Origin of the sequence: Agrobacterium sp. NPDC090283, from assembly GCF_044769685.1 — a bacterium.
Taxonomy (GTDB): domain Bacteria; phylum Pseudomonadota; class Alphaproteobacteria; order Rhizobiales; family Rhizobiaceae; genus Agrobacterium.
In genome coordinates this window covers 102,537-127,604 of record NZ_JBIVYG010000002.1, presented here as the reverse complement: position 1 = coordinate 127,604, position 25,068 = coordinate 102,537, and the positions used below count along the sequence as shown (strand labels likewise).

General features: G+C 61.2%; 23 protein-coding genes. 4 read left to right on the top strand and 19 right to left on the bottom strand.

Features of this window, described 5'->3' with window-relative positions; genetic code table 11:
* Window positions 1-38: 38 nt before the first annotated feature.
* Window positions 39-1,310 carry a glycerate kinase gene (locus ACIQUH_RS03595; RefSeq protein ID WP_400812661.1) on the bottom strand — a complete coding sequence of 424 codons (1,272 nt, stop codon included), beginning with the start codon at window positions 1,308-1,310 and terminating at the stop codon, window positions 39-41.
* 4 nt (window positions 1,311-1,314) lie between these two features.
* Window positions 1,315-1,671 carry a DUF1304 domain-containing protein gene (locus tag ACIQUH_RS03590; protein WP_400813012.1) on the bottom strand — a complete coding sequence of 119 codons (357 nt, stop codon included), beginning with the start codon at window positions 1,669-1,671 and terminating at the stop codon, window positions 1,315-1,317.
* Window positions 1,672-1,885: 214 nt separating this feature from the next.
* On the opposite strand from ACIQUH_RS03590, the gene ACIQUH_RS03585 reads away from it, so the two are divergent.
* Genes ACIQUH_RS03585 through ACIQUH_RS03575 form a run of 3 tightly spaced genes read left to right on the top strand, consistent with a single transcriptional unit; the run spans window position 1,886 to window position 7,357 of the window.
* Window positions 1,886-2,650 carry an ImuA family protein gene (locus ACIQUH_RS03585; RefSeq protein WP_400812660.1) on the top strand — a complete coding sequence of 255 codons (765 nt, stop codon included), beginning with the start codon at window positions 1,886-1,888 and terminating at the stop codon, window positions 2,648-2,650.
* Entirely contained in the window at window positions 2,565-4,082 is a 1,518-nt protein-coding gene (locus tag ACIQUH_RS03580) for a Y-family DNA polymerase (RefSeq protein ID WP_400812659.1), read from the top strand. Before ACIQUH_RS03585 ends, ACIQUH_RS03580 begins: the two co-directional genes overlap by 86 nt.
* Window positions 4,079-7,357 carry an error-prone DNA polymerase gene (locus ACIQUH_RS03575; protein WP_400812658.1) on the top strand — a complete coding sequence of 1,093 codons (3,279 nt, stop codon included), beginning with the start codon at window positions 4,079-4,081 and terminating at the stop codon, window positions 7,355-7,357. The genes ACIQUH_RS03580 and ACIQUH_RS03575 overlap by 4 nt, the downstream gene beginning before the upstream one ends.
* A 12-nt stretch (window positions 7,358-7,369) precedes the next feature.
* Here ACIQUH_RS03575 and ACIQUH_RS03570 read toward each other — a convergent pair whose 3' ends face one another.
* From ACIQUH_RS03570 to ytfQ, 7 genes are all read right to left on the bottom strand, one after another.
* Window positions 7,370-8,008 (bottom strand): class I SAM-dependent methyltransferase, encoded by a 639-nt coding sequence (locus ACIQUH_RS03570; protein ID WP_400812657.1) that lies wholly within the window; start codon window positions 8,006-8,008, stop codon window positions 7,370-7,372.
* Window positions 8,009-8,084: 76 nt separating this feature from the next.
* Window positions 8,085-9,023: an AraC family transcriptional regulator gene (locus ACIQUH_RS03565; protein ID WP_400812656.1), complete on the bottom strand. Its 939-nt coding sequence runs from the start codon at window positions 9,021-9,023 to the stop codon at window positions 8,085-8,087.
* A gap of 250 nt (window positions 9,024-9,273) precedes the next feature.
* A complete protein-coding gene (locus ACIQUH_RS03560) occupies window positions 9,274-10,008 on the bottom strand; it encodes a FadR/GntR family transcriptional regulator (RefSeq protein WP_400812655.1) in 735 nt (244 codons plus the stop codon).
* A gap of 18 nt (window positions 10,009-10,026) precedes the next feature.
* Window positions 10,027-11,007: a galactofuranose ABC transporter, permease protein YjfF gene (gene yjfF, locus ACIQUH_RS03555; RefSeq protein ID WP_400812654.1), complete on the bottom strand. Its 981-nt coding sequence runs from the start codon at window positions 11,005-11,007 to the stop codon at window positions 10,027-10,029.
* Complete coding sequence (locus ACIQUH_RS03550) at window positions 11,004-12,050, bottom strand: ABC transporter permease (protein WP_400812653.1); 1,047 nt, start codon at window positions 12,048-12,050, stop codon at window positions 11,004-11,006. Before ACIQUH_RS03550 ends, yjfF begins: the two co-directional genes overlap by 4 nt.
* Window positions 12,047-13,570, bottom strand: a complete 1,524-nt coding sequence (locus ACIQUH_RS03545; protein WP_400812652.1) for a sugar ABC transporter ATP-binding protein — start codon at window positions 13,568-13,570, stop codon at window positions 12,047-12,049. The genes ACIQUH_RS03550 and ACIQUH_RS03545 overlap by 4 nt, the downstream gene beginning before the upstream one ends.
* Window positions 13,571-13,873: 303 nt before the next feature.
* A complete protein-coding gene (gene ytfQ, locus ACIQUH_RS03540) occupies window positions 13,874-14,833 on the bottom strand; it encodes a galactofuranose ABC transporter, galactofuranose-binding protein YtfQ (RefSeq protein WP_400812651.1) in 960 nt (319 codons plus the stop codon).
* 522 nt (window positions 14,834-15,355) lie between these two features.
* Here ytfQ and ACIQUH_RS03535 point away from each other — a divergent pair.
* Window positions 15,356-17,176 carry an IlvD/Edd family dehydratase gene (locus ACIQUH_RS03535; protein ID WP_080820669.1) on the top strand — a complete coding sequence of 607 codons (1,821 nt, stop codon included), beginning with the start codon at window positions 15,356-15,358 and terminating at the stop codon, window positions 17,174-17,176.
* Between the two features lie 151 nt (window positions 17,177-17,327).
* Here the strand turns inward: ACIQUH_RS03535 and ACIQUH_RS03530 are convergent, their stop codons facing one another.
* The 10 genes from ACIQUH_RS03530 to ACIQUH_RS03485 all read right to left on the bottom strand — a co-directional run bounded on the left by ACIQUH_RS03530 (window position 17,328) and on the right by ACIQUH_RS03485 (window position 25,062).
* Entirely contained in the window at window positions 17,328-17,537 is a 210-nt protein-coding gene (locus ACIQUH_RS03530) for a hypothetical protein (protein WP_400813011.1), read from the bottom strand.
* A gap of 56 nt (window positions 17,538-17,593) precedes the next feature.
* Window positions 17,594-17,998, bottom strand: coding sequence for a VOC family protein (locus tag ACIQUH_RS03525; protein ID WP_400812650.1), 405 nt, complete (start codon window positions 17,996-17,998; stop codon window positions 17,594-17,596).
* Between the two features lie 14 nt (window positions 17,999-18,012).
* Complete coding sequence (locus ACIQUH_RS03520; RefSeq protein ID WP_400812649.1) at window positions 18,013-18,501, bottom strand: helix-turn-helix domain-containing protein; 489 nt, start codon at window positions 18,499-18,501, stop codon at window positions 18,013-18,015.
* A gap of 66 nt (window positions 18,502-18,567) precedes the next feature.
* Window positions 18,568-18,762, bottom strand: coding sequence for a hypothetical protein (locus tag ACIQUH_RS03515; protein ID WP_400812648.1), 195 nt, complete (start codon window positions 18,760-18,762; stop codon window positions 18,568-18,570).
* Window positions 18,763-18,920: 158 nt separating this feature from the next.
* Window positions 18,921-20,039 (bottom strand): pyridoxal-phosphate-dependent aminotransferase family protein, encoded by a 1,119-nt coding sequence (locus ACIQUH_RS03510; protein WP_400812647.1) that lies wholly within the window; start codon window positions 20,037-20,039, stop codon window positions 18,921-18,923.
* Window positions 20,040-20,049: 10 nt separating this feature from the next.
* Entirely contained in the window at window positions 20,050-20,829 is a 780-nt protein-coding gene (locus tag ACIQUH_RS03505; RefSeq protein WP_400812646.1) for an ABC transporter ATP-binding protein, read from the bottom strand.
* Window positions 20,826-21,629 (bottom strand): ABC transporter ATP-binding protein, encoded by an 804-nt coding sequence (locus tag ACIQUH_RS03500; RefSeq protein WP_400812645.1) that lies wholly within the window; start codon window positions 21,627-21,629, stop codon window positions 20,826-20,828. Before ACIQUH_RS03500 ends, ACIQUH_RS03505 begins: the two co-directional genes overlap by 4 nt.
* Window positions 21,626-22,456: an ABC transporter permease gene (locus ACIQUH_RS03495; protein ID WP_400812644.1), complete on the bottom strand. Its 831-nt coding sequence runs from the start codon at window positions 22,454-22,456 to the stop codon at window positions 21,626-21,628. Before ACIQUH_RS03495 ends, ACIQUH_RS03500 begins: the two co-directional genes overlap by 4 nt.
* Window positions 22,453-23,442 (bottom strand): ABC transporter permease, encoded by a 990-nt coding sequence (locus tag ACIQUH_RS03490; protein ID WP_400812643.1) that lies wholly within the window; start codon window positions 23,440-23,442, stop codon window positions 22,453-22,455. The genes ACIQUH_RS03495 and ACIQUH_RS03490 overlap by 4 nt, the downstream gene beginning before the upstream one ends.
* Window positions 23,443-23,451: 9 nt before the next feature.
* On the bottom strand, window positions 23,452-25,062 hold the full coding sequence (locus ACIQUH_RS03485; protein WP_400812642.1) for an ABC transporter substrate-binding protein: 1,611 nt from the start codon (window positions 25,060-25,062) through the stop codon (window positions 23,452-23,454).
* Between the last annotated feature and the right edge of the window lie 6 nt (window positions 25,063-25,068).

Below are 25,068 nucleotides of genomic sequence, written 5' to 3'. Positions count from 1 at the left end.
GCGACCGGACGGGAGAGCCGGCCCGAAGGCTTCCGCTTTCAGCCGATCAAAATCACCCTGATATCATTGACATTCGTCAGCGTCGGACCGGTCACGACAAGATCGTCCGCCGCCTTGAAGGCGGTATAGCTGTCGTGGTTCACCAGCGACTGGCGCGGATCGACACCGGCGGCGCGCATGCGCTCCAGCGTATCCGGCGTCACCACGGCACCCGCCGCATCTTCCACGCCGTCTATGCCATCGCTGTCACCGGCAATCGCCCATATGCCGGCTGAGCCTTTCAGTGTTAGCGCGAGGCTTAACAGGAATTCCGTGTTGCGGCCGCCCTTGCCGGCCGGTCCCTTGCCGATCGTAACAGTGGTTTCGCCGCCGGAAAGCAGCACGGCCGGACCTTTGACCGGTAGGCCCTTGCGGCTGGCGGAAGACGCAATGCCGGCCATGACGGCACCGACATCCCTGGATTCGCCTTCGAGGGAATCCCCGAGGATGAGCGGCGTAAGGCCGAGCTTCACGGCCTCATCCGCCGCGGCCTGCAGGGCAAGTGAGGGCGCCGCGATCATCCTGACATCCTCTTCGATATCGCCTGACTTCGGGGTTTCCTCACCTTGTTCCAGTACCCTGCGCACGGTTTCGGGAAGATCGAGCGCATAGCGCGAGACGATTTCCCGCACGGTTTGAATGTCGCTCGGATCGGCAACCGTCGGCCCCGAGGCGATTTCGGAGGGATCGTCACCCGGAACGTCGGAAATCAGCAGCGAGACCACCTTCGCCGGTTTGGCGGCCAGCGCCAGCCGTCCGCCCTTGATGCGGGAGAGGTGTTTGCGCACGGCGTTCATTTCGGAAATCGTCGCGCCGCTGGCCAGAAGGGCACGATTGACGGCCATCTTGTCGGCAAGCGTCATGCCTTCGGCGGGTGCTACCATCAGCGCCGAACCGCCGCCGGAAATCAGTGCGATCACCATATCGTCGGCGGTGAGCCCTTCGACTGCGGCGAGAATGCGTTTGGCCGCTTCCGCACTTTTGTCGTCGGGTACGGGATGCGAGGCCTCGATGATCTCGATATGGGAGGTTGGGACCGCATGGCCATAACGCGTCACCACCACACCCGAGAGATCGACATGCGGCCATGCCGCTTCCAGCGCAGCGGCCATGGCGGCCGAGGCCTTGCCCGCACCGACCACCACACAGCGGCCCTTGGGCGGGGAGGGGAGATGTTGTTGCAACACCTTCGCCGGATCAGCGCTTGCGACTGCCGCCATGAATATCCGGTTGAGGGCGTTTTTGGCGCGGCTGTCGTTCCATGCGGTCATCGGTTCAGACTCCAATCCAGAGCGCGCCAAGCGCCAAAAGGGCGGGCAGCGCCTGAATGAACAGGATCTTCATGGTATTGGCGGTAACGGCGCCGAAAATACCGGCCACCAGTACACAGGTTAGGAAAAACACCTTGAAGCTCAGCCCTTCATCGCCCTGTGTGAGCCCATAGATCAGCCCGGCCGCCAAAAACCCGTTATAAAGCCCCTGATTGGCGGCGAGCACCTTCGTCTGCCGGGCAAAATCCGCTGAAAGACCGAACGCCTTGCGGCCGGCCGGCTTTTCCCACAGCAGCATTTCCAGAATGACGATGTAGATATGGATGGCCGCAACCACGGCAATCAGAATGCTGGCAATCATCGGCAGGTTCCTCCAAACCATGATGCCCCCGCCGCGGTTTTTACGGCGAACGGACAATTCAGTTTTAACGGCGAGGCGAAGGGCTGCAAGGCCAGAATCTCCTCTTCCCGTGCAAACTGTTGAAGAGCGGCAGCTCGTTGCTTGACTCTTGGTCAAAATAGGAACAAAACAAGAACAATAAAGATGAATAACCGGAATTGAAACCTGTCATGCTATGCAAAAGCGCGCGGATCAGTTGCTCGTTGTCGAAGAGCTGCGTGAAAGGCTGGAAAGGATCGGGAACGGCCCTGAGCGGCTGCACGAGACCTTGCCTTTCGGCGTGGATGCCATCGACCATCACCTGCCGGGAGGCGGGCTGAAGCTCGGTTGCCTGCATGAGCTGAGCGGCGGCGGCAATGGCGCTGCCGATGGCGCGGCGGCAGCGCTGTTTGCGGCCGGTGTGGCAGCAAGGCTTTCCGGCAAGGTTTTATGGTGTGTTACCCGGCGGGACCTGTTCATGCCGGGCCTGACACAGGCCGGCCTGTCGCAGAACCGGCTCATCATCGTTGAGTGCCGCGATGAAAAAGGTGTGCTCGACTGTTTCGAGGAGGGACTGCGCTGCAATGGTTTCGGTGCGGTGATGGGTGAAGTGGCGAAACTGCCGATGACCGCCTCGCGGCGGCTGCAGCTGGCGGCGGAAACCTCTGGGGTTACCGGCATCGCCATCCGCCGCTTCCGGCGTCCGGCCGATGCCGCACTGTTCGGCGAACCGACGGCGGCGGTGACCCGCTGGCGCATTTCCGTGCGGCCTTCATCCCCCCTGCCGGTGCCGGGGGTGGGCAGGCCGCGCTGGTTGCTTGAGCTTTTGCGATGTCGCGGCGGCGAAAGCGCCGAATTTGAAGTGGAAGCCTGTGATGCAAAGGGTCGTCTCGCTCTACCTGCCGACATGGCCGACGGATCGTTTCCGGCGTCTTTCGGGAGAGAACGCGCCACCGGTTGAAAAGCCGCTGGTCATGATCGGCCGTCAGGGCAGCCGCCGGCTGGTGCTGGCGCTCGACAAGGCGGCAAAGGCGGCGGGCATTCGCCCCGGTACGCCGGTCAGCAAGGCGCAGGCGCTGGTGCCGGGTCTTCTTGTCGAAAATCTGGACGCAGCGGCCGATGCCCGCGCCCTGCAGCAGCTGGCCTTTCATTTCCTGCGCATCTATGCCCCGATCGTCGCTGCCGACCCGCCGGACGGGCTGGTGCTTGATACGGCGGGTGCGGACCATCTGCATGGCAATGAGGCGCTGATGCTGAGCGGCATGGTCAACCGCCTGCATGCCGCTGGCTTTAACGCCCGCGCCGCCATTGCCGATAGCTGGGGGGCGGCCCATGCGCTGGCACGTTTCGGCCGCGATGAGATCGGCATCGTACCGCCGGGTGGCCAGAAAGCGGCGATCAGCGGCTTGCCGCTTGCTGCGCTGAGACTGGAGGAGCGTATCGTTTCCGGGCTGAAGGTGCTTGGTTTCCGCAGCATCGGCGAGCTTGCCGAAGCCCCGCGTGCGCCGCTCACCCTGCGTTTTGGCCCCGAACTTATCCGTCGTCTCTCCCAGGCTTTCGGCGAGATCGGCGAACCCATCGAACCCGTGCGGGTGGCCGAACTGGTGGAGGTGCGGCGCGCCTTTCCCGAACCCATCGCGGCGGCGGAGACGATTGCCCGTTATACCCAGAAGCTGGTTGTCGGCCTTTGTGCCGCGTTGGAAAAGCGCGGCCTCGGCGCCCGCCGGGTCGATCTGGTGCCGCACCGGGTGGATAGCGGCCTGCAGGCCATAAGGGCCGGCACCTCCAGGCCGGTGCGCGACGTCAAACAGCTTGTCCGGCTTCTGACCGACCGGATCGATACCATTGATCCCGGTTTCGGCATCGAGATGATGGTGCTGACCGCCACCCATGCCGAACCGCTTGTCGCCGCGCAGGCCCGTTCTTCTTTGCTGGAGGAGGGGCGTGCGGAAATCGCCGATACGGTCGATGTCATCCTCAATCGTGGCCACCGGGTCTATCGTTATGCGGCGGTGGCAAGCGACGTGCCGGAACGCTCCATTGCCCCCGTTTCGGCGCTTGCGCCTGAGGATACGCTCGGCTGGCCCGGCCACTGGCCGCGTCCGGTCCGGCTTTTTGCAAGGCCGGAACCCATCGAGACGCTGGCGCTGCTGCCGGACCACCCGCCGCGTTATTTCCTCTGGAAGGGCGTGCGCCACAATGTGCGGCGCGCCGATGGGCCGGAACGGGTGTTTGGTGAATGGTGGAAACGCGACCGGGAAAAGGCTGCCGTGCGCGATTATTTCACGGTGGAAAATGAAAGCGGCGAACGTTTCTGGATTTTCCGCTCCGGTGACGGCGAACATGCCGAAACGGGCTCGCAGAGCTGGTTCATCCATGGGGTCTTCGCATGAGCACGCCCCGTTATGCCGAACTGCAGGTGACCACGCATTTTTCCTTCCTGCGCGGGGCAAGCTCCTGCGAGGAGCTTTTCGAACAGGCCAAAATTCTCGGCATCGAGGCGCTGGGCATCACCGACCGCAACAGCCTTGCGGGCATTCCCCGTGCTTATGAGGCTGCCACTAATCATGGCATCCGCCTCGTCATCGGCTGCCGCCTCGATCTGGATGACGATCTTTCCGTGCTTGTTTATCCCATGGATCGGCCGGCCTACGGGCGGCTTTGCCGGCTGCTTTCCGTCGGCAAGAAACGGGGCGGCAAGGGCAAATGCCGGCTGGCATGGGACGATCTGGTCACCTATGGCGAAGGCCTGATCGTGGTGCTGCTCGCCGATCTGGCCGACGATCTCTGCGCCCTTCGCCTGCGGCGGCTCAAAACCGCTTTTGCGGATCGCGCCTATATGGCGCTGAGCCTCAGAAGGCGTCCCAACGACCAGATGCGGCTTTTCGAGCTCTCGGTTATGGCCGAAGCGGCTGGTGTGCCGACCGTGGTGACCAATGACGTGCTGTTTCATGTGTCGGAACGGCGCATGCTGCAGGATGTCGTCACCTGCATAAGGCACAATTGCACCATCGACGAGGCGGGTTTCCGCCGCGAGCGGCACGCCGACCGCTATATCAAGCCGCCGGAAGAGATGCACCGGCTGTTTGCCCGTTATCCCGAAGCGCTCTCCCGCAGCCTCGAAATCGCGAAACGCTGCAAGTTTTCGCTGAAGGAACTGGTCTATCAATATCCCGAGGAACGCAGCCTGCCGGGGCTGACGGCGCAGCAGGCTTTGGAAAAGCTGGTCTGGGAGGCAGTGCCGGTTCGTTATCCGGATGGTTTGCCGGAAAAGGTGGAGAAGGCACTGCATCATGAGTTGGATGTTGTCGGCCGGCTGGAATATGCGCCCTATTTCCTGACCGTGAGTGCTATCGTCCGACAGGCACGTAAGATGGACATCTTGTGCCAAGGACGCGGTTCGGCGGCAAACTCGGTTATCTGTTTTGTCCTTGGTATCACTGCCATTGATCCTGCTCGTTTCAGCAATCTCGTTTTTGAACGTTTCGTTTCCGAAAACCGGGGTGAACCGCCTGACATCGATGTGGATTTCGAGCATCAGCGTCGTGAGGAAATTATTCAATGGGTCTACAAAACCTATGGCCACGATAAAGCCGCGCTTTGTTCAATCGTCACCCGTTATCGTGGTCGAGGAGCATTGCGAGATGTCGGTAAAGTACTAGGCCTGCCGGAGGATTTGACCAAACTTCTGTCTTCGCAGGTCTGGCGCTGGAGCGAAGGTGTGGGGGAAAAACAGGTCAGGGAGTTGAACCTCAATATGGAGGATCGTCGCCTGCAACTCGCTTTTGAGCTTGCCAACCAGCTTGTTGGCACACCACGCCATCACAGCCAGCATCCCGGCGGCTTCGTGCTTTCCCATGATAGGCTGGATGAGCTCGTGCCGATCGAACCAGCCGCCATGAATGATCGACAGATCATCGAATGGGATAAGGACGATATCGATATTGTGCGGTTCATGAAAATGGATTGCTTGGCACTTGGAATGCTTTCCTGCATGAAGCGTGGCTTCGATCTGCTGGAGGCGCGTACAGGGGAAAAATACGATCTTGCTGCGATGCCGCCGGATGATCCTGCAACGTTTGCAATGATCCAAAAAGCAGACACGCTAGGCACTTTCCAGATCGAAAGCCGGGCGCAGATGTCGATGTTGCCGCGTTTGAAGCCCGTCAAATTTTACGATCTTGTTATTCAGGTCGCTATCGTTCGTCCCGGCCCCATTCAGGGTGATATGGTACATCCCTATCTGCGGCGGCGTCAGGGTAAAGAGCCCGTTCGGTATGAAAAACCGGAGCTTAAAAATATTCTCGAAAAGACGCTGGGGGTTCCGCTGTTTCAGGAACAGGCCATGAAGATTGCCATCGAATGCGCTGGTTTTTCGCCCGGCAAGGCGGATCAATTGCGCCGTGCCATGGCCACTTTCAAGAATGTCGGCACCATCTCCAAATTCCGGCGGGATTTGATCGATGGAATGGTGGAGCGCGGTTATGAACAGGAATTCGCCGAACGCATCTTCAAGCAGCTGGAAGGCTTCGGCAGTTATGGTTTCCCCGAAAGCCACGCGGCCTCCTTCGCGCTGATTGCCTATGCCTCCTCATGGCTGAAGTGCCATCATCCCGATATTTTCTGTACGGCGCTTCTCAATTCGCAGCCCATGGGGTTTTACGCCCCGGCGCAGATCGTGCGCGATACGCGTGATCATGGCGTGGAGGTGCGTCCGGTCTGCGTCAATAACAGCCGTTTCGATTGCACGCTGGAACCTACGGGCGAGAAGGATGTCAATGGCAAAGAACGCTATGCCGTGCGGCTGGGCATGCGTCTGGTGAAGGGGTTATCCAACGATCATGCCGCAAAAATCGTTGCCGGCCGGCAGGATCGGCCTTTCGTTTCTGTCGATGACCTCTGGCGAAGGGCGGGCGTTCCCGCCGCCGCACTGGTGTGTCTCGCCGAAGCCGATGCGTTTTTACCGTCGCTTTCGCTTTCCAGACGCGAGGCGCTCTGGGCCATCAAGGCCCTGCGGGATGAGCCGCTGCCGCTTTTTGCCGCCGCCGCCAGCCGGGAAAACGCCGTGGTGGACGAGCTTCAGGAACCCTCCGTTGCGCTCAGGCCCATGACTGACGGTGGCGAGGTGGTACAGGATTACGGTCATGTGGGGCTGACGCTGCGGGAACACCCGATGTGCTTCCTGCGGCGCGATCTTTCCCGCCGCCGTATCGTCACCTGCGCGGAGGCGGTGCGTGCCCGCGATGGCACATGGCTGGAAACGGCGGGTCTGGTGCTGGTGCGCCAGCGCCCCGGCTCGGCAAAGGGTGTGATCTTCATGACACTGGAGGACGAGACGGGTATCGCCAATGCGGTACTGTGGGTCAAGACCTTCGAAAAATACCGGCGCGTGGTACTGTCCGCCGGCATGGTCGGCATTTATGGCAAGATCCAGCGGGAAGGCGAGGTGGTGCATCTGGTCGCCCACCGGCTGACCGATCTGTCGGAGGCGTTGGCCAGCGTGGGCGAGCGCAACCACGCCTTTCCTCTGCCGCATGGGCGGGGCGATGAGTTTCACCACGGCATTCCGCCGGAAGATCACCGCGCTACCAGAAAACATCCGCCGCCTGCCGCCCATGGTGAGGACGAAGTGGAGCGGATAAAGGTCATTTCCCGCAATTTTCACTGAAGGCGGCGTAGCTCACCTTTTTCGCGCCACGATGTAAGGGCGATGGTCATTGCCCTTTGTCGCGTGGATTTCCGTGGCCAGAATGTCGAAACCTCCGGCGTTTATATGCCGGCCAAGCTCGACCGCGCTGAACACGCCGGCATAGGGCGCCTTGCCGATTGCGCGCATGGCCGGCAGGACAAGGCGGATAAGGGAGCTCATATCCCCGACACAAGGGGTTTTGGTAATGAACAGTCCCCGTGGGGCAAGCAGGGAATGAATGCGCTGCACTGTGCCGGGCAGGTCGCGAACCAGATGAAGATAATTAAAGCCCAGAACGACGTTAAACTGCGCGGGGCCGGGCACAAGCGTTTCCACGGTCGCAGTGCTGAAAACGAGGTTGGCAAGAGAGCCGGCGGTGTGTTTTCTTTCCTCGGCAATTGCGATCATATCGGTGGAAATATCCGTCGCAAGATAGTCTTTGACACTGTCCGCCAACCGGATCGCCGTTGTCCCGGTGCCGCAACCCAGTTCCAATACCCTGTCATTTCCTCTCAGCAGGGTGCGGGTTCGCTTCAGCGTGCGCTCATATCCGGCCTCATCCGCAATTTTGCCTCTGGCGTATTTCCGGGCAGTCCGGTTCCAGAAACGGGCGTCGTCGGCAATGCTCATGGTGGATGTTTCCCGAACGGCGCTACCGTGGTTTTAAACGGATATGTCCCTACACATATCATGTCTGTTCAGGCCCTTAAGCCGCATTCTCCAGCCCTGCCGAATCCTTCCTGCGGAACTGGCTGGGCGGCGCGCCGATCACCCGCTTGAAGGCACGGCTGAAGGAGGCTTCGGAATCATAACCGAGCTTTTCGGCCGCTAGCGTCACGCGCATGCCTTCCCGCAGCCACAGCCGCGCCTGATGCATGCGCACACGCACCACGTAACGGGCCGGGCTTTCACCCACCACGCGGGTGAAACGTTCCGCAAAGCTCGAACGGGAAGCGCCCATCAGCGCGGCAAGTTCCTCCACGCTCCAGTCCTTTTCGGGGTTGAGGTGGATGGCGGCCAGCACCCGCCCGAGTTCGGGATTGCGCACCGCAGCCAGCCAGCCGCTGGAATCGCCGCAGCCATGTTCCACCCATGTGCGGATCAACGTTGCCGTCAGCACATCGGCAAGCCTTGCCAGAATACCGCCCGCGCCGACGCGGTTCAGTTCCACCTCGCGCGTCATGGCTTCCAGCAGATGCGGGATGGCCGGGTCGCTTTTGGCCAGATCGCTGGTCAGCATCACATCCGGCATGAGTTGCAGGAGAGGGTGCAGATTATCCATGTTGAAACGCATCGAGGCGGTAAAGGCGATGGTATCGCCGCCAGCGCTTGCGCATTGCATGTCGAAAATGCCCTGGCAAACCTCCTTTTTGCCGAACCGGTCGAAGAGGGTGGGCTCAACATCCTCGCTGCTGCCCAGCACATGGGCATGGCCACGGGGCAGAAGCACGGCGTCACCGCATGTCAGCGTCAGCCATTCCCCGGAAGGTTTCAGCAGTTTCGCCTGACCGACGCCGATGAAATGAAACCGCGCCGCTTCCTGTTCTGGAAAAGCCGTCGCCCAGGGTGTGGCCATGCGGCAGCGGCCGTATTCCACGCCATCGAGCCTCAGGCCACGCAGCATTTCGGTCAGAGCATCATTCATCGCGCTCTCGCAAATTCGGACGTTTGGTCAAAAAACACGGATTTTCTAGCATGGAAACGCCGGGATGTCACGCTTCCGGTCAGCGTGGAGAGCTTCATCACGCGGTTGGCTTCCAATGAGGGGGAAAGTGCTGGCGCGCCGCTGCGGCGGCGAGGATTGGCCTCACCCTTGCCTCCTCAACCCGCTGCCGTGACCTTCTGCCCGGCGCGGAGAGAAGAAACGGCGCCCGCTGTTCCCTGTTACCGTGTCTTCAAACCGACTTGATCGCGTTCTGCGTCCGGTCCTTGCCCACCTCGATCACGTGGCGCATGGCCTTCACCGCCGCATCCGCGTCGCGCGCCGCAATCGCATGCACGATGCGCAGATGGTTGGAGGCGATTTCGGCAATGGTGCCGGGGGAAGCGGCCGGCGACGAGAGCTGGAAGGAAATGGCAAGGGCGGCTTCGATCAGCCCGCTTGCCGAGCGCATGAAGGGGTTGCCGGACATATGCGCCACGGCGAGATGGAATTCGAGATCGACCTTGGCGATGGTTTCGGGCGTATGTTTCGGATTGTCGAATTTGGCGGCGATGACGTAGAGGGAAACGATATCGTCATTGGAGGCCTGCAGGGCTGCCGCTGCCGCTGCCGCCGGTTCCAGCGCCAGGCGGATCTCCGCCAGATGGGTGACGAATTCCTGATCAATGCCGGCCTCGCAGCGCCAGCCGAGCACATCAGGATCGAAGAAGTTCCAGCTCGAACGGTCGAGAACGCGGGTGCCCACCTTGGCCTTGGGTTCCACCAGCCGCTTCGCCGCCAGCGTCTTCATGGTTTCGCGCAGCACGGTGCGCGAAACGCCGAAGCGCATGGAGAGTTCGGCATCATTGGGCAGCAGGGAACCTTCCGCAATTCTGCCCGAGACGATGGCGCTGCCGAGTTCGGAGACCACATGGGCGTGGCTGTTCCGGCGTTTTCGCCCGCTTATCGTCGTTTCGAGCAGCCCCAAGCATGCCTCCCTCGGTGGTTATGCCGGGTGTGGCCCGGCCAGTCTCCTGTTTGAATACCAGATGATTGCGCGCTGCAACACGATGAAGACGAAAAGCAGCACACCGATGACGATTTTCGTCCACCAGGAGGAAAGCGTCCCGTCAAAAACGATATAGGTCTGGATCAGACCCTGGATCAGAAGGCCGATGAAAGTGCCCGCCACCAGCCCCGTGCCGCCGGTCAGAAGCGTACCGCCGATAACGACGGCGGCGATGGCGTCGAGTTCCACGCCCACCGTCGCCAGCGAATAGCCCGACGAGGTGTAGAGCGTATAGACGATGCCGGCGAGGCCCGACAGGAAACCGGAAAGCGCATAGATGCCGATGGTCGTGGCCCCTATCGGCACACCCATCAGTTCCGCCGATTGCGGGTTGCCGCCCAGCGCATAGACATTGGCACCGAAGCGCGTGCGGCTGGCGATCAGCATGCCGGCGGCGAAGACCAGAAGCATCAGCATGGCAAGCGCCGTCAGCCTGCCGCCGCCGGGGAAGCGATAATAAAAGCCCTGTATCGCGTCGATGAAGGGATGCGAGATCGGCACCGACTGGGTGGAAATCAGATAGGCAGCACCGCGCGCCAGAAACATGCCGGCCAGCGTCACCACGAAAGGCGGGATGGCGAGAAAGCGGATCATCGCGCCCATCAGGCAGCCGAACAGTGTCGAGATCGCCAGCACGATGGCGAAGGCCAGCAGCGGATGGACGTTATAGGTGCCGACCATCACCGCCACGAAGACGCTGGTGAAGGCGATGACCGAACCGATGGAGAGATCGATGCCGCCCGACAGGATAACGAAGGTCATGCCGACAGCTGCAATGCCGAGGAAGGCGTTGTCGGTCAGAAGGTTGCCGATCACCCGTGTCGACAGGATCGCCGGATATTGCAGCACGCAGAGAAGATAGGCGATCACGAAGATCGTCAGCGTGGTGAGGAAGGGCAGGTTGCGGCTGTGGATCATCGCGCGGTTCCTTCCTTGGTCATGCCGTTGGTGGCCGCCGGTTTGACGTGCGGCTTCGGCGCTTTCACGAAACCGAGGACGGCCATGATCGCCGGCGATTGCAGCGTCAGCACCACCATGATGATGCCGGCCTTGATGATGAGGTTGAATTCCGGCGGGAAGCCCGAGACGAGAATGCCGGTATTGATGGTCTGGATGATCAGCGCGCCGATCAGCGAGGCGGTTATGGAAAAGCGCCCGCCATTCAGCGAGGTGCCGCCGATGACCACCGCAAGGATCGCGTCCAGCTCCAGCCACAGCCCGGCATTATTGGCATCTGCGCCGCGAATATCGGCGGTGACGATCATGCCGGCGATGGCCGCGCAGAGGCCGGAAACGGCATAGACGAAAAACAGCAGGAAGCGCGCCCTGACCCCGGCCAGCGCTGCGGCACGGCGATTGATGCCGGTCGCCTCGATCAGGAAACCGAGCGCGCTCTTGCGCACCAGAAGGCCGATCAAAAGCGCCGCTGTAACCCAGATGATGACGGGCAGCGGAATGCCTGCGAAGGAGCCGGAGCCGATGGCGGCAAAGCTGTCATTGTTGAAGGTGAGAATGACGCCTTCAGTGATGAGCTGGGCGATGCCGCGCCCCGCCACCATCAGGATCAGGGTGGCGATGATCGGCTGTATGTCGAGAAGGGCGACCAGCACGCCGTTCCACAACCCGCAGGCAATGCCCACGGCAAGCGAGATGACGATGACCGAGGGAATGGAATGGCCATTGCTGATGAGCGTGGCCGCGACCGCGCCGCAGATGGCGATGACGGCGCCAATGGAAAGGTCGATGCCCTTGGAGGCGATGACCAGCGTCATGCCGATGGTCAGAAGCGCAACCGGTGCGGCGCGCACGAGAATATCCACCAGACTGCCATAGAGCCTGCCGTTCTGGAACGAGACATGCAGGAAACCCGGCGAAAGGATTGTTATCGCTGCCAGAATGATGAAGAGCGCGGCAAGCTGGGGAGCAAGTCTTTTCAGGCGTCGTGTCATTGCTGCCATCATGCCGCCTCCGTTTTCGCCGCATCGGCAATCGCCCGCATGATGTTGTCGGCGGTCACGTCACCGCCCTTCAACTCGCTGACATGACGGCGGTCGGAAAGCACGATGACGCGGTGTGCGACGGCGGTGAGTTCTTCCAGTTCCGAAGAGATGACGACGAGCGACATGCCTTCGCTGCAGAGTTTTTCGATCATTTTCAGGATTTCCGCATGCGCGCCGATATCGATGCCGCGTGTCGGTTCGTCGAGGATCAGCAGCCGGGGGTGGGTGGCGAGCCAGCGCGCCAGAATGGCCTTCTGCTGGTTGCCGCCGGACAGGAATTTGATCGGCCGGTTGGGGTCGGCCGGGCGGATATCCAGCGACTTGATGAAGCTTTCGGCCAGTTCCGCTTTCTGCCGGCGCGACAGTGGCCGCGCCCAACCCTGCCGTGCCTGAAGCGCCAGCGCGATATTGTCGGTGACGGAAAAGTCGCCGATGATGCCATCGGTCTTGCGCTCTTCCGGACAGAAGCCGAAACCGGCGGTGATGGCGGCTTCCGGCGAAGCAATCGCCACCGTCTGGCCGTCGATGACAGCCTTTCCGGTATCCGGCCGGTCGATGCCGAACAGCAGGAAGGCTGTTTCCGTCCGGCCAGAACCGAGCAGCCCGGCGACACCGACGATTTCGCCGGGGCGGATGCCGAGATCGAAGGGGGCGATGCTGCCGCGTTTGCCGTAACCTTCGAAACGGATCGGCGGCTCGCCCTCGGCAACCGTATCTTCGGTTGCCTGATGTTCATGGGTGATGTGCTGAAGCTCGCGGCCGAGCATCATCGAGATCAGTTCGGAACGGGGCAGGCTGCCGATATCGCGGGTGCCGACGAGGCGGCCGTTGCGCAGCACCGTCACCCGGTCGGCTATGTCATAGACCTGATTGAGGAAGTGGGTGATGATGACGATGCCGATGCCGCGTGCGCGCAGGTTTCTCAAGACGCCGAACAGCATCTCGACTTCATGGGCATCAAGGCTGGCGGTCGGTTCGTCCAGCACCAGCACCTTGCCGGAAAGATCGACTGCGCGGGCAATGGCGATGATCTGGCGAATGGCCACGGAATAGCTGGAAAGCAGCGCGTTGACGTCGATGGAAAGCCCGTATTGGGCAAGCAGCGCCTGCGAATTCTTCTGCATCGTGCTGCGGTCGATCAGCCCGAAGCGGCGCGGCTGGCGGCCGAGAAACAGGTTTTCGGCTACCGTCAGGTTTTCGAGAAGGTTCACCTCCTGATAGACAGTGCCGATGCCCAGCGCCTGCGCCTCGCCGACATTGGTGGGCGAAATCTCGCTGCCTTCCAGAAAGATCGAACCGCTGTCGCGGTGATAAACGCCGGTCAAGATCTTGATCAGCGTGGATTTGCCCGCGCCGTTTTCGCCCAGCAGCGCGTGGATTTCACCGCGCCGCAGCGAAAAATCGACGCCATCGAGCGCCGTAATCCCGAGAAAGGATTTGCCGATGGCGCGTGCTTCCAGAAGTGGTGCCGTTTCGGACATTGAGCAGATTCCGCATTGCAATGGGTCTTGATAAAGTGATTGCTTATGGGGCAAGTCGGTGCCGCAGATTTCTTCTCCCCGCCGGGGAGAAGGTGGCCCGAAGGGTCGGATGAGGGGGCTCGCCCTCGGTTTATCTTGACCCTTGCCCCCTCATCCCGCTGCCGCGACCTTCTCCCCGGCGGGGAGAAGAAGCAGGCCGCACCCGCTCGCTCCATAAAATCACTCAGTATCGGGCTTTCGCCTCTCGTTTAACGACCGAAAGAAACGGCGCAAACCAATGCGCCGTTCCTCCGAAGAAATGGCTCAGTACCCCAGGCCTTTCTTCGCCTCGTAGACCTTCATCGGGTCGTCGGATGCCGTGTAAAGCTTGGATTCAGTCTGAATCCACTTCGGCGGCGCCTTCTTGTCCTTCAGATAGGCTTCAAGCGCATCGAAGGCAGGGCCGGCCATGTCCGGCGTCAGTTCGACGGTGGCATTGGCTTCACCGGCCGCCATGGCCTTGAAGATGTCAGGCACGGCATCGATGGAAACGACCTTGATATCGGTTCCGGGCTTCAGGCCGGCTTCCTTGATCGCCTGGATCGCGCCGACGGCCATGTCGTCATTATGGGCATAGACCGCACAGATGTCCTTGCCGCCGCCCTCGGCCTTGATGAAGCTTTCCATCACTTCCTTGCCCTTGGTGCGGGTGAAGTCACCCGTCTGCGAGCGCGCGATCTTGATGTTCTTGTGCGAGGCAATCGCCTCTTCGAAGCCCTTCTTGCGGTTGATGGCGGGCGAAGAACCGGTCGTGCCCTGCAATTCCACCACCTTGCAGTCCTTGGAGCCGACATCCTTGACCAGCCAGTCGCCGGCCACCTTGCCTTCATGAACCTGATCGGAGGTCACGGCGGTCAGGTAAAGATCGTCCGGTGCCTCGATCTGGCGGTCGAGCAGGATGACAGGGATTTTTTCTTCCTTGGCTTCCTTCAGCACTGCGTCCCAGCCGGTGGCGACAACAGGCGCGATCAGGATCGCATCGACACCCTGCGCGATGAAGCCGCGAACGGCCTTGATCTGGTTTTCCTGTTTCTGCTGCGCGTCGGCGAATTTCAGCGTGACGCCGCGCTTTTCGGCCTGCTGTTTGGTGACGGTGGTTTCAGCCGCGCGCCATCCGGATTCCGAACCGATCTGCGAGAAGCCGACGGTAAGCGATTGTGCGGAAACACTGGATGCAAGGCATGCGGAAACGGCGACAGTGAATGCCGCAAGAGCTTTTCTCATCTTATCCTCCCAGAGATGATGTCAGCGTGACGGCGACACTATGAGCATATAGTAATACTCTTGAAAAGTGGTTTTTTAGCCTTTTCGCAATTTGGCTTTCGCGAGTGACGGCGAAATTTCGTCATAAAATACAATAAATCAATGTGTTAAGCTGAAATCAATCTCACTCTCTCCCTGTTTAGGCACATCGAAAATGACCTATGGCGCGGCTTGACAGACAATGATGGCATCAAATAGTAATACAAATAAAGCGATCAAACTGAGGCGGAGTGCTGGGCCATCGGGCCAGCCGCATTCCGGCAAGGCAGGGAGGAAGAGGCCGTTGCGCGACACCGGTATCGTCGTAAATGCCGAAAAATATTCGGCTAAAGCCGAAGAACAGCGCCAAATCACTCGTCTGGGGCTGCTCTGTCGGTTATGCGTGATCTCCGAAAGCTGATTCCATTTTCCTTGCGCACAACATAAGCTTGTCGCATTTCGTAATATTTTACCGTTGGCCACTTCCGGCTGGAGACCCGCATCATGACTACATCCGACAATCTGCCCGCAACCCAAGGCAAGGGAGGCAAGCTTCGCTCGCGCGCGTGGTTCGACAATCCCGCCAATGCGGATATGACGGCACTTTATCTCGAGCGTTACATGAACTTCGGCCTGAGCCAGGCCGAGCTTCAGTCCGACCGCCCGATCATTGGCATTGCGCAGACCGGCTCGGACCTTTCGCCCTGCAACCGCCACCATCTGGAACTGGCGAACCGCCTGCGTGAAGGTATCCGTGAAGCGGGCGGCATCGCCATCGAATTCCCGGTCCATCCGATCCAGGAAACCGGTAAGCGCCCGACCGCCGGTCTCGACCGTAACCTTGCTTACCTCGGCCTCGTGGAAGTGCTTTATGGCTATCCGCTCGACGGCGTCGTTCTCACCATCGGCTGTGACAAGACCACGCCTGCCTGTCTTATGGCGGCGGCCACCGTCAACATTCCGGCCATCGCCCTTTCCGTCGGCCCCATGCTGAACGGCTGGTTCCGTGGTGAACGCACCGGTTCCGGCACCATCGTCTGGAAGGCGCGCGAACTGCTGGCCAAGGGCGAGATCGATTACCAGGGCTTCGTCAAGCTTGTCGCCTCGTCTGCCCCGTCCACCGGCTATTGCAATACCATGGGCACGGCAACGACCATGAACTCGCTGGCCGAAGCGCTCGGCATGCAGCTTCCCGGCTCCGCCGCCATCCCGGCCCCTTACCGTGACCGTCAGGAAGTCTCCTATCTCACCGGCCTGCGCATCGTCGAAATGGTCAAGGAAGACCTGAAACCATCAGATATCATGACCAAGGATGCCTTCATCAACGCCATCCGCGTCAATTCCGCCATCGGTGGCTCCACCAATGCGCCGATCCATCTGAACGGCCTTGCCCGCCATGTTGGCGTCGAGCTGACCGTGGATGACTGGCAGACCTATGGCGAAGACGTGCCGCTGCTCGTCAACCTGCAGCCGGCCGGCGAATATCTCGGCGAGGATTATTATCATGCCGGCGGCGTTCCCGCCGTCGTCAACCAGCTGATGACCCAGGGACTGATCATGGAAGACGCCATGACCGTCAACGGCAAGACCATCGGCGACAACTGCCGTGGCGCGATTATCGAGGACGAAAAGGTCATCCGTCCCTATGAGCAGCCGCTCAAGGAACGCGCCGGCTTCCGCGTGCTGCGCGGCAATCTGTTCTCCTCCGCCATCATGAAGACCAGCGTGATCTCGGAAGAATTCCGCAACCGTTACCTCTCCAACCCGAACGATCCGGAAGCCTTCGAAGGCCGCGCCGTGGTGTTCGACGGTCCGGAGGACTACCATCACCGCATCGACGATCCGTCACTGAAGATTGACGCCAACACCATCCTCTTCATGCGCGGTGCCGGTCCGATCGGTTATCCGGGTGCGGCGGAAGTGGTGAACATGCGCGCACCGGATTATCTCTTGAAGGAAGGTGTCAATTCGCTCCCCTGCATCGGTGACGGCCGCCAGTCGGGCACGTCGGGCAGCCCGTCCATCCTCAATGCCTCGCCGGAAGCGGCGGCCGGCGGCGGCCTCGCCATCCTGCAGACGGGTGACCGCGTCCGTATCGATGTGGGCCGTGGCAAGGCGGATATCCTGATATCAGGTGAAGAACTGGCCAAGCGTTACGAGGCGCTGTCGGCTGAGGGCGGCTACAAGTTCCCGGACCACCAGACGCCATGGCAGGAAATCCAGCGCGGTATCGTCAGCCAGATGGAAACCGGCGCGGTTCTGGAGCCGGCCGTGAAATATCAGCGCATCGCCCAGACCAAGGGCCTGCCGCGCGACAACCACTGAGGCAAGGCGGTTTTTGCCGACCGCTTTTTAATCAGCCCCGGGCTAAAACCCGGGGCTGAAAATTTTTTGGATATTCGATGAAGCGCCGGTCTTCAAAACCGCCGGAATGCTCCTGATGTGTGAGGCATACAGCGCCTCGTCGCCCGCCTGCCTACTCCTTCGAGGGGGAGAGCGGCTTTCCCAGATAAGGCAGGAAGAACATGTACAGCCCGCTGCCGATAAGCAAAGTCAGCGGCAGCAGCGGAGCATAAACGATCACCGGTGGCGTCGGACCGAATGCCATCGAAGCGAAGTTCGCCAGAATGGTGACTGTCAGCAGAATGCCCAACCACCGATGGCTCTGCCTTATCCATTTTTGCAAGATCAAAGTCGCCCCCGAGAAAAAGCATCCATGATGGAATGTGACACATGGGTGCCTCAACGGGCCTGAACGAGTTTCCAGCCATTACCGGAAGGGTCGCGGAAACTCGCATCCACCGAGCCGTAGCGGGAAATCGGTTCCTGGGTGAATTCGACGCCGCGTTTGTGCATGGCGTCAAAGGCTTTCTGGCAATCCTCGACCACCAGAACCAGCGGCGGCATGGCGCCCTTGGCCACGGCTTCATTCAGATCCTGTGCCGTTGCCTCGTCAACGGTCGGCGCCTGCGGCCGGAACAGGCCCAGCTGGAAATCCGGCTGGTCCGGGTGCTGAACGGTCAACCAGCGATAATCGCCGTTGCGCGCATCCGTATGCAGACGAAATCCGAGTTTTTCGACATAAAATTGCAGCGCTTCATCCTGGTCATGAACATAAAGCCCGACAAGTTGAATACCGTTTTTCATGAGCTATCTCCCTTTCACTCACCGTGCCTATCGCTTTCCGTTCGCCGGCGCTTCTCCGAAACTGCGATTGTGAGATGGGGACGATGCGCGGCGCTGACGAAACAATGGGGAACCTGCTCAAGGTCGGCAGGTAAAAGCCGCGTCCTGCGCCGCAATTCACTCGGGTTTTCCCCGGTCACATCCCGGAAAACACGGCCGAAGGTGCCGATGCTGTTCCAGCCGGTTTGCAGCGCGATCTCGATGACCGGAAGGTCCGTGTCACGCAACAGCGCCACGGCGCGCTCCACCCGGCGGGTCAGCAGATAGCGGTGAGGGGGTATGCCGAAAGCATCGCGAAACGATCTCGCGAAGTGCGCCTGCGAGGCGCCGCTGACGCTTGCAAGGCGTGAAACAGGCCACGCCTCATGGGGCGCCGCGTCCATATGATCCTTGGCCCGCAGAAGGCGGCGCAGCAGTTTCAAGTCTCTGTTTGCAGAGTTCTTTTCATTTCCGGACCGGCGCATGCGGCAATCATTGAATGAACCGGCGGTCCTTGGCAAGGCTCATGCGTGTAAGCCGCTATGAGTGGCTCAGATCACCGGGTAAAGCGACCAGAAGAACAGTTCATATTCCTGATCGCGGTCGTCACCCTGCGATTCGTCATCGGGTCTGCGCGGTGTTTTGTCCTGAAACTCGGTCTCCACCCGCTCATTGACGACGGGCATCCTTCGGCCGATGCCAAAGAGGTCAAAGGAGAGCATGTTGAACCCTGCTACCATGGCCATTTCCCTTCTTCACGCGAGTTAACGGTGCGTTAAGTTTCGCGCGTTGCCATGATTTCGTCAAGATTGGCCGAGGAATTTGTCTACCATTTTTAACAACAATGTCGTGACTGACATTTTACCGCCACCGGATTTCGCGCAATGAATGTTTATCTGTGCCGTCAAGCGTCATTCGCAGGGGCGTCAGAATAGGTTTTTTCGGTCGCTTCCAGCGCGGAATCGGTGTCCGTGGCATGGCCGAGGCTTTTCAAGGCGCTGGAGAAGGCCACGATATTGGCCTTCACCGCCTCTGGATGCGCCCTCCGACCGGTGTGATTGAGCCTTATCAGCCGTTCCGCACCGGGGCCGACACCGGCGGAAATATCCGCGCCATGCTTTTGGGACGCAGCCGCGAGAAACGCCTTGGCTTCCACGGTATCCGGCAAGATCGCCGTGGAAACGAGGGCGGAGGCGTGCGCCTCCTCCACCCAGGTTGGAATACCGAGTGCCCTTATGCCGTTCCGGGTGGCGGCCGCCGCTCTTTCGTGGCGTTCATTGGCGGATGCCAGACCTTCCGCCTCTATCCGGTCAAGGGCTGCTTCCAGCGCGTAGAATTCCAGCGGAGCCGGCGTTCCGGGCAGCGCGCCGCGGCCGGCATCGAGCCAGAGTTTCTTCTGGTCCAGAAGCGAGAGCATGGAATTGTCAGGTGCACCCGCATGCGAAAGAAGCGCCCACGCTTTTTCGCTGACGGAAATGGCGGAAACCCCGGCCGGGCCGGCCAGCGCTTTTTGCGGGCCGATGACGGCGATATCGATTCCCAGCCGGTCGACTTCGAAGGCATGTCCGCCGATGGACGCGACGGCATCGACGAGGGTCACGACGCCCCTTTTTGAAGCGAGCGCGGCTATGGCGGGCAGGGGGTTGAGAATACCGCTTGCCGATTCCGCATGGACGATGGCGAGAAGATCGAAATCCTGCCCCTCGTCCAGCGCCCGCTCCACCGCCTCCAGCGTGACCGGTCTTGCCGGGCTGGCGGCCAGGTTGCGCACCGTGGCGCCACCTCTCGCAAGCCAGCCGCCAAACCAGGCGCCATAGGGGCTGGTGACGATGTTGAGCGCCCTCAGACCCGGTCGGGCAAGGCTGGTTGCCGCCGCTTCGAGCGCCAGCACGGCTTCCGCCTGTATGAGCAGGACGTCGTTTTTGGTGCCCATCAAGGCCGCCAGCCGGTCAGCCAGAGTGGCGTAACGCTCCGCGGGAAAAGCGGGTGGGTCGAGCAGCAATGCGTAATCCGGAACGGGCATGTCTTTGTCCTTACGTGGTAATGGTCAGGCGCGGTGCGGCGTCGATCAGCGTTCTGGCGGTCGAGGATTGCGGCGCCGAGACGATATTTCCCGTCCTGCCGATTTCAACGATCCGCCCCGCTTCCATGATGGCGACGCGGTGGCAGAGGGCGCGGATGACCGCGAGATCATGGGAGACGAAAATACAGGAAACCGCCGTTTCCCGCTGTATTTCCACCAGCAGTTCGAGGATTTGCCGGCGAACCGAAACATCGAGCGCGGAGACGGCTTCGTCCAGAATGAGAAGTGACGGTTTGAGCGCAATGGCCCGCGCGATCGCGACACGCTGCCTTTGGCCACCGGAAAGCTCGAGGACCGAGCGGCCGGCATAGCTGGCGGGCAGGCCCACGCGGTCGAGAAGGCGGCCTATTTCCGCCGCGCGCTCGCGTCTTTTGACGATGTGATGGATGCGCAAGGGCTCGCCGATGGCATCCTCGACGCTGGCGCGCGGATTGAATGCGCCATGCGTATCCTGAAACACCATCTGCATATGCCGGCGGGCGGCGCGAAGCCTGCCGCCGTCAAGCGCCAGCCAATCATGGCTTTTGAAATGGATCGTGCCTTCGTCGGCTGGGATCAGTCGCATCAGAATGCGCGCGAGCGTCGATTTTCCGCAGCCGGAGGGGCCGGCAAGCCCCAGCGTCTCGCCGGGCTGAAGCGAAAAGGAGATGTCGGAAAGCGCCGCCACGGTACGTGCACCGGTGCGATAGGTTTTAGACAGGCCGTCGATGCTCAGAAGGGCTTCGTTCATGATGCGGCCTCACCGATGAGCGGCGGGGTGGAGAGATCGAGATAATCGGCAAGCAACGCCCGCGTATAGTCATGGGCAGGGGTGGAAAGCACCCGCCGGGTCGGCCCCTGTTCCACCAGCCGCCCGGCGCGCAGAACCGCGATCTCGTCGGCAAGGCTGGAGGCAAGGCCGATATCATGGGTGATGAAGACCAGCGTTTTGTTTTCCTGGCGCACCAGATCGTCCAGCAGCGTGGCGATGGCGGCCTGACTGACGGTATCGAGTGCGCTGGTGGCCTCGTCGGCAATCAGAATCGCAGGGCGGGCGGCGATGGCGGCTGCAATCGTCACGCGCTGCCTCTGGCCGCCGGAAAGCTGATGCGGATAGGCACTGAGCAGATGGGAAGGATGCGGCAGCCGCACCCGGTCCAGAAGGTCGCGGGCAAGATTGCGCGCCTGCCGCCATGACTGGCCAAGATGCCGCACGGCGCCTTCCGCCACCTGTTCGCCGATGGTGAGAACCGGGTTGAGTGTCGCACCGGTATCCTGAAAGATCGTGCCGATATCGCGCCCGGGCTGCGGCCTGCCGTGAAACAGGCCGCTATCGCGGCTCCAGGAAATATCGCCGGAAATTCGCGCATTTTCGGGCAGAAGTCCGGCAATGGCTTTGCCGAGCGTGGATTTTCCCGAACCGCTTTCGCCGATGATCGCCAGCCTCTGCCCTTGCCGGATCGTCAGCGAAACATTCTGCAATGCCGGAGCATCGCCGGCCGCATAAGAAACGCTGAGATCGTCGATCCGGCACAGCGCATTCCCGCTCATGGCACTTGCCTCCTCGTCGCCATCGCCCTGTTGATGCCTTCGCCGAGAAGATAAACGCCGAGAACCGTGACCAGAAGGCCGATGCCGGGGATGACGGACAAAAACGCGGCCGAGCGCAGGACGTTGCGTCCTTCGGCGATCATCGAGCCCCAGGTGACGATATTTGGATCGCCGAGCCCGAGGAAGGACAGGGCCGCCTCGGTGAGGATGGCGGCGGCGACGATGATGGCGGCGAGCGCCAGAACCGGCGGCAGGGCATTGGGCAATATTTGCCGGAAAGCGATCTCCAGCGGATGCATGCCGATGGCGCGGGCGGATTGCACATAGTCGCGCTCGCGTATGCTCAACACCTGCGCCCGCATCAGCCGCGCCGGATCCGCCCATGCGCCAAGTGCAATGGCGACAATGACTATCGGCATGGAGGGGCCGATGGTGCTGACGAAGGCGAGCGCGAGCAGGAAATTCGGCACGATCTGGAAGGCGTCGGTGACGCGCATCAACGCTTCATCCACCAGACCGCCGGCAAAACCGGCGATCGTGCCGATAACGGTGCCGATAACAAGTGCTGCGGCGGCGGCACCCATGCCGACGAGCAGGGAGGCCTGCGCGCCGTGGGCAAGCTCGGCCAGCACATTGCGGCCCAGCCGGTCGGTGCCGAGCGGCAGGGCCGCATCCGTAAAGGGTGCGATCAGCGGTTCGCCGACGATGGCCAGCGGATCGCCCGGAAAGAGGAGGGGTGCGGCGAGCGCTGTCATGGCAAGCAGTACCAGAATGATGGCGCCCGTGGCGCCTTCGAAACTGCGCAGCAGCCGGAGAGCGAAACTCATGCCTGTCGCTCCCCGCTGCCGATGCGCGGATCGAGAACGGCATAGAGAAGATCGACGGTGAGATTGATGAGGATGACGAAAACGGCGCTTGTCAGAATAATGCCCATCAAAAGCGGCGTGTCGCGGCCGCTGACCGCCTCCTGCGCCAGCCGGCCGAAACCGGGAATGGCGAAGACGCTTTCGATCACCACGCTGCCGCCGAGCATGGTCGCGGCCTGCAGGCCAAGCACGGTGACGAGCGGAAGAGCGGCATTGCGCGCGACATGGCGCAGCACGATCCGTCTCCTGGAAAGCCCCTTGGATCGAGCAAAAAGCACGAAATCCAGCGGCCAGACCGCAGCCATGGCGGTGCGCATGACGCGCAGGAACAGCGCCAGATAAATGAGACCGAGACTGGCGACCGGCAACACGAGATGGCGGGCAATATCGAGCGCCCTTGCAAATCCCTGCTTGCCGGAGGCGATGGTTTCGATGCCTGACGTGGGCAGCCATTTGAGTTGAACGGCGAAAACGATGGCCAGCACGAGGCCGAGCCAGAAGCCGGGCGTGGCGTAAAGCGCCAGCGAAAGCGTTGAAAGCACGCGATCCGTCAACCCGCCGGCGCGCGCGCCGGCCACGATGCCAAGCCCGGTGCCGAGGATGAAGGCGAGTGCGGTGGCGCTGCCCATCAGGAGAAGCGTGTTCGGCAGCCGCTCGAGGATCAGCCCCAGCACCGGCCGGTCGAAGGCAAGCGACCAGCCGAGATCGAGCCGCAGCACCGAGCTGGCATAGAGCCAGAAACGGGCCAGCATCGAACCGTTCAGGCCATATTGCTCACGCAATACATCCCTGAGCCCGGCATCGCCGCCGCCGATGGAGACGAGATAGGCGTCCACCGCGTCTCCGGATGCATTTTCAAGCAGCACGAAGGTGAAGATGAGAACAATCAGCAGCACCGGAATGGCGCTGACTGCCCTTCGCTTCAGCAATGTCGCTGCACGTTTCACGGCGCGTCCTCAGCTGTCGACCGCCGTATCCGCCCAGTTGGAAACGGCCCAGCGGGGGTTGCTGGCGACATGTTTGACCGTATCGCGCGCCACCGTGATGAAGCCCCATTCGGCGACGTTTATCAGCGGCAGATCGGTGGCGACCTGCTTCTGGAAGTCCTTGTAAAGCGCCGTGCGCGCGGTGGTATCGACCGTTACCGCCGCCTTGTCGATCAATTCGTCCAGCGTCTTGTTCTCGTAACCGCCCTGGTTGGAAAAGCCGACGCCCGCCGGAATGCCGGAGCGCACGAGAATGGTGGTGGAGATCGCCGGGTCGCCGCGGAAGACCGGCGGGGCGATGGCGAGATCGAAGGCGTGATCGGTGTAGACGGCTTTCTGGTGAGCGGCTGAATCATTGTTGACCAGTTCGGCATCGATGCCGATTTCCTGTAGCGCCTGACGAAGATAGGAGCCGAACTGCCTGGTTTCATTGAAGTAAGGCGCCGGCAGTAGTTTCAGCGAGAAACGTGTTCCGTTCGGGCCGCGCGCATAACCCGCTTCGTCCAGCAGGGCATTGGCCTTGGCCACATCGAAATCGTAGGTCTCGACATCGTCGGTATAAAATTCAGGGGCGTTCTTCGGCACCGGCCCGGTGGATGCCGTGGCATAACCGAGGAAGACCTTGTCGACGACGAATTTTTTGTCGATGGCGTGAGCGATGGCCTTTCTGACCTTGAGATCGGCCAGTTCCTTGCGGCGGTGGTTGATTTCGACCACCAGCTGATAGGTCAGCGCCTCGTAACCATCGGCGATGACCTTGATGCCCGCTATTTTCGAGATGCGGTCGAGATCGGCCAGGGGCACTGCGGAAAAGGCGGCAAGCTGGATTTCCTCGGCTTCGAGCGCGGAAGCCGCGCCCGCCCGGTCCGGCAGGACACGGTAGATGATCTCTTCGAGCTGCGGTTCACCCTTGCCCCAATAATTGGGATTGCGGGTCAGGCGGTAATATTCGCCGGGCTTGTATTCCGCAAAAACGAAAGGCCCGGTGCCGACCGGTTTGGTATTGGCCGGATTGGTGGCGATATCGGTGCCCTCATAAAGATGTTTCGGCACGACGCTGGTAACGACCGGCAGCGCATTGCGGATGAGCTGGAACGGTGTGGGTTTGGAGAAGCGGAAGATCGCCGTGTGGTCGTCTGGCGTGTCCACCTTCTCGAGATTGGCGAAGACCAGCCGGCCGAGATTCTGCAACGGTTTCCAGACAGAGAGCGCCGAAAAGGCCACGTCCGCCGAGGTGAACGGCTTGCCGTCATGCCAGGTTACGCCCTCGCGCAGCTTGAAGGTGGCGCTGAGGCCGTCATCCGATCCCTGCCATTCGGTCGCAAGCCGCGGCGTGAGCCCGTCCTTGCCATCAAAGGAGGCTTCGGCCAGCGGCTCGATGATCTTGCTGGCAATATAAAACACGCCGTTTGAGGCGACGATCGCCGGATTGAGGTTCTTCGGTTCCGAATCGGCCGCGACGATCAATCTTCCCCCGGGCGCTGCCTGCTGCGCGGCGGCGATGCCCGCCAACCCCGTGGTTGCGGCAAGAAGGAGCGAGGTCTTGAGAAGCGAGCGGCGGGACAGGTGGGCAGGCAACATGGTTCA

Excerpts from the sequence above, each read along its gene's own strand:
- ytfQ (WP_400812651.1), bottom strand. The coding sequence starts at position 14,833 with ATGAGAAAAGCTCTTGCGGCATTCACTGTCGCCGTTTCCGCATGCCTT.
- ACIQUH_RS03505 (WP_400812646.1), bottom strand. The coding sequence starts at position 20,829 with ATGAACGAAGCCCTTCTGAGCATCGACGGCCTGTCTAAAACCTATCGC.
- ACIQUH_RS03565 (WP_400812656.1), bottom strand. The coding sequence starts at position 9,023 with ATGAATGATGCTCTGACCGAAATGCTGCGTGGCCTGAGGCTCGATGGC.
- ACIQUH_RS03485 (WP_400812642.1), bottom strand. The coding sequence starts at position 25,062 with ATGTTGCCTGCCCACCTGTCCCGCCGCTCGCTTCTCAAGACCTCGCTC.
- ACIQUH_RS03495 (WP_400812644.1), bottom strand. The coding sequence starts at position 22,456 with ATGAGTTTCGCTCTCCGGCTGCTGCGCAGTTTCGAAGGCGCCACGGGC.
- ACIQUH_RS03500 (WP_400812645.1), bottom strand. The coding sequence starts at position 21,629 with ATGAGCGGGAATGCGCTGTGCCGGATCGACGATCTCAGCGTTTCTTAT.
- ACIQUH_RS03525 (WP_400812650.1), bottom strand. The coding sequence starts at position 17,998 with ATGAAAAACGGTATTCAACTTGTCGGGCTTTATGTTCATGACCAGGAT.
- ACIQUH_RS03545 (WP_400812652.1), bottom strand. The coding sequence starts at position 13,570 with ATGTCCGAAACGGCACCACTTCTGGAAGCACGCGCCATCGGCAAATCC.
- ACIQUH_RS03520 (WP_400812649.1), bottom strand. The coding sequence starts at position 18,501 with ATGCGCCGGTCCGGAAATGAAAAGAACTCTGCAAACAGAGACTTGAAA.
- ACIQUH_RS03550 (WP_400812653.1), bottom strand. The coding sequence starts at position 12,050 with ATGATGGCAGCAATGACACGACGCCTGAAAAGACTTGCTCCCCAGCTT.
- ACIQUH_RS03510 (WP_400812647.1), bottom strand. The coding sequence starts at position 20,039 with ATGCCCGTTCCGGATTACGCATTGCTGCTCGACCCACCCGCTTTTCCC.
- ACIQUH_RS03590 (WP_400813012.1), bottom strand. The coding sequence starts at position 1,671 with ATGATTGCCAGCATTCTGATTGCCGTGGTTGCGGCCATCCATATCTAC.
- ACIQUH_RS03575 (WP_400812658.1), top strand. The coding sequence starts at position 4,079 with ATGAGCACGCCCCGTTATGCCGAACTGCAGGTGACCACGCATTTTTCC.
- ACIQUH_RS03535 (WP_080820669.1), top strand. The coding sequence starts at position 15,356 with ATGACTACATCCGACAATCTGCCCGCAACCCAAGGCAAGGGAGGCAAG.
- ACIQUH_RS03580 (WP_400812659.1), top strand. The coding sequence starts at position 2,565 with ATGCAAAGGGTCGTCTCGCTCTACCTGCCGACATGGCCGACGGATCGT.
- yjfF (WP_400812654.1), bottom strand. The coding sequence starts at position 11,007 with ATGATCCACAGCCGCAACCTGCCCTTCCTCACCACGCTGACGATCTTC.
- ACIQUH_RS03585 (WP_400812660.1), top strand. The coding sequence starts at position 1,886 with ATGCAAAAGCGCGCGGATCAGTTGCTCGTTGTCGAAGAGCTGCGTGAA.
- ACIQUH_RS03515 (WP_400812648.1), bottom strand. The coding sequence starts at position 18,762 with ATGGCCATGGTAGCAGGGTTCAACATGCTCTCCTTTGACCTCTTTGGC.
- ACIQUH_RS03570 (WP_400812657.1), bottom strand. The coding sequence starts at position 8,008 with ATGAGCATTGCCGACGACGCCCGTTTCTGGAACCGGACTGCCCGGAAA.
- ACIQUH_RS03595 (WP_400812661.1), bottom strand. The coding sequence starts at position 1,310 with ATGACCGCATGGAACGACAGCCGCGCCAAAAACGCCCTCAACCGGATA.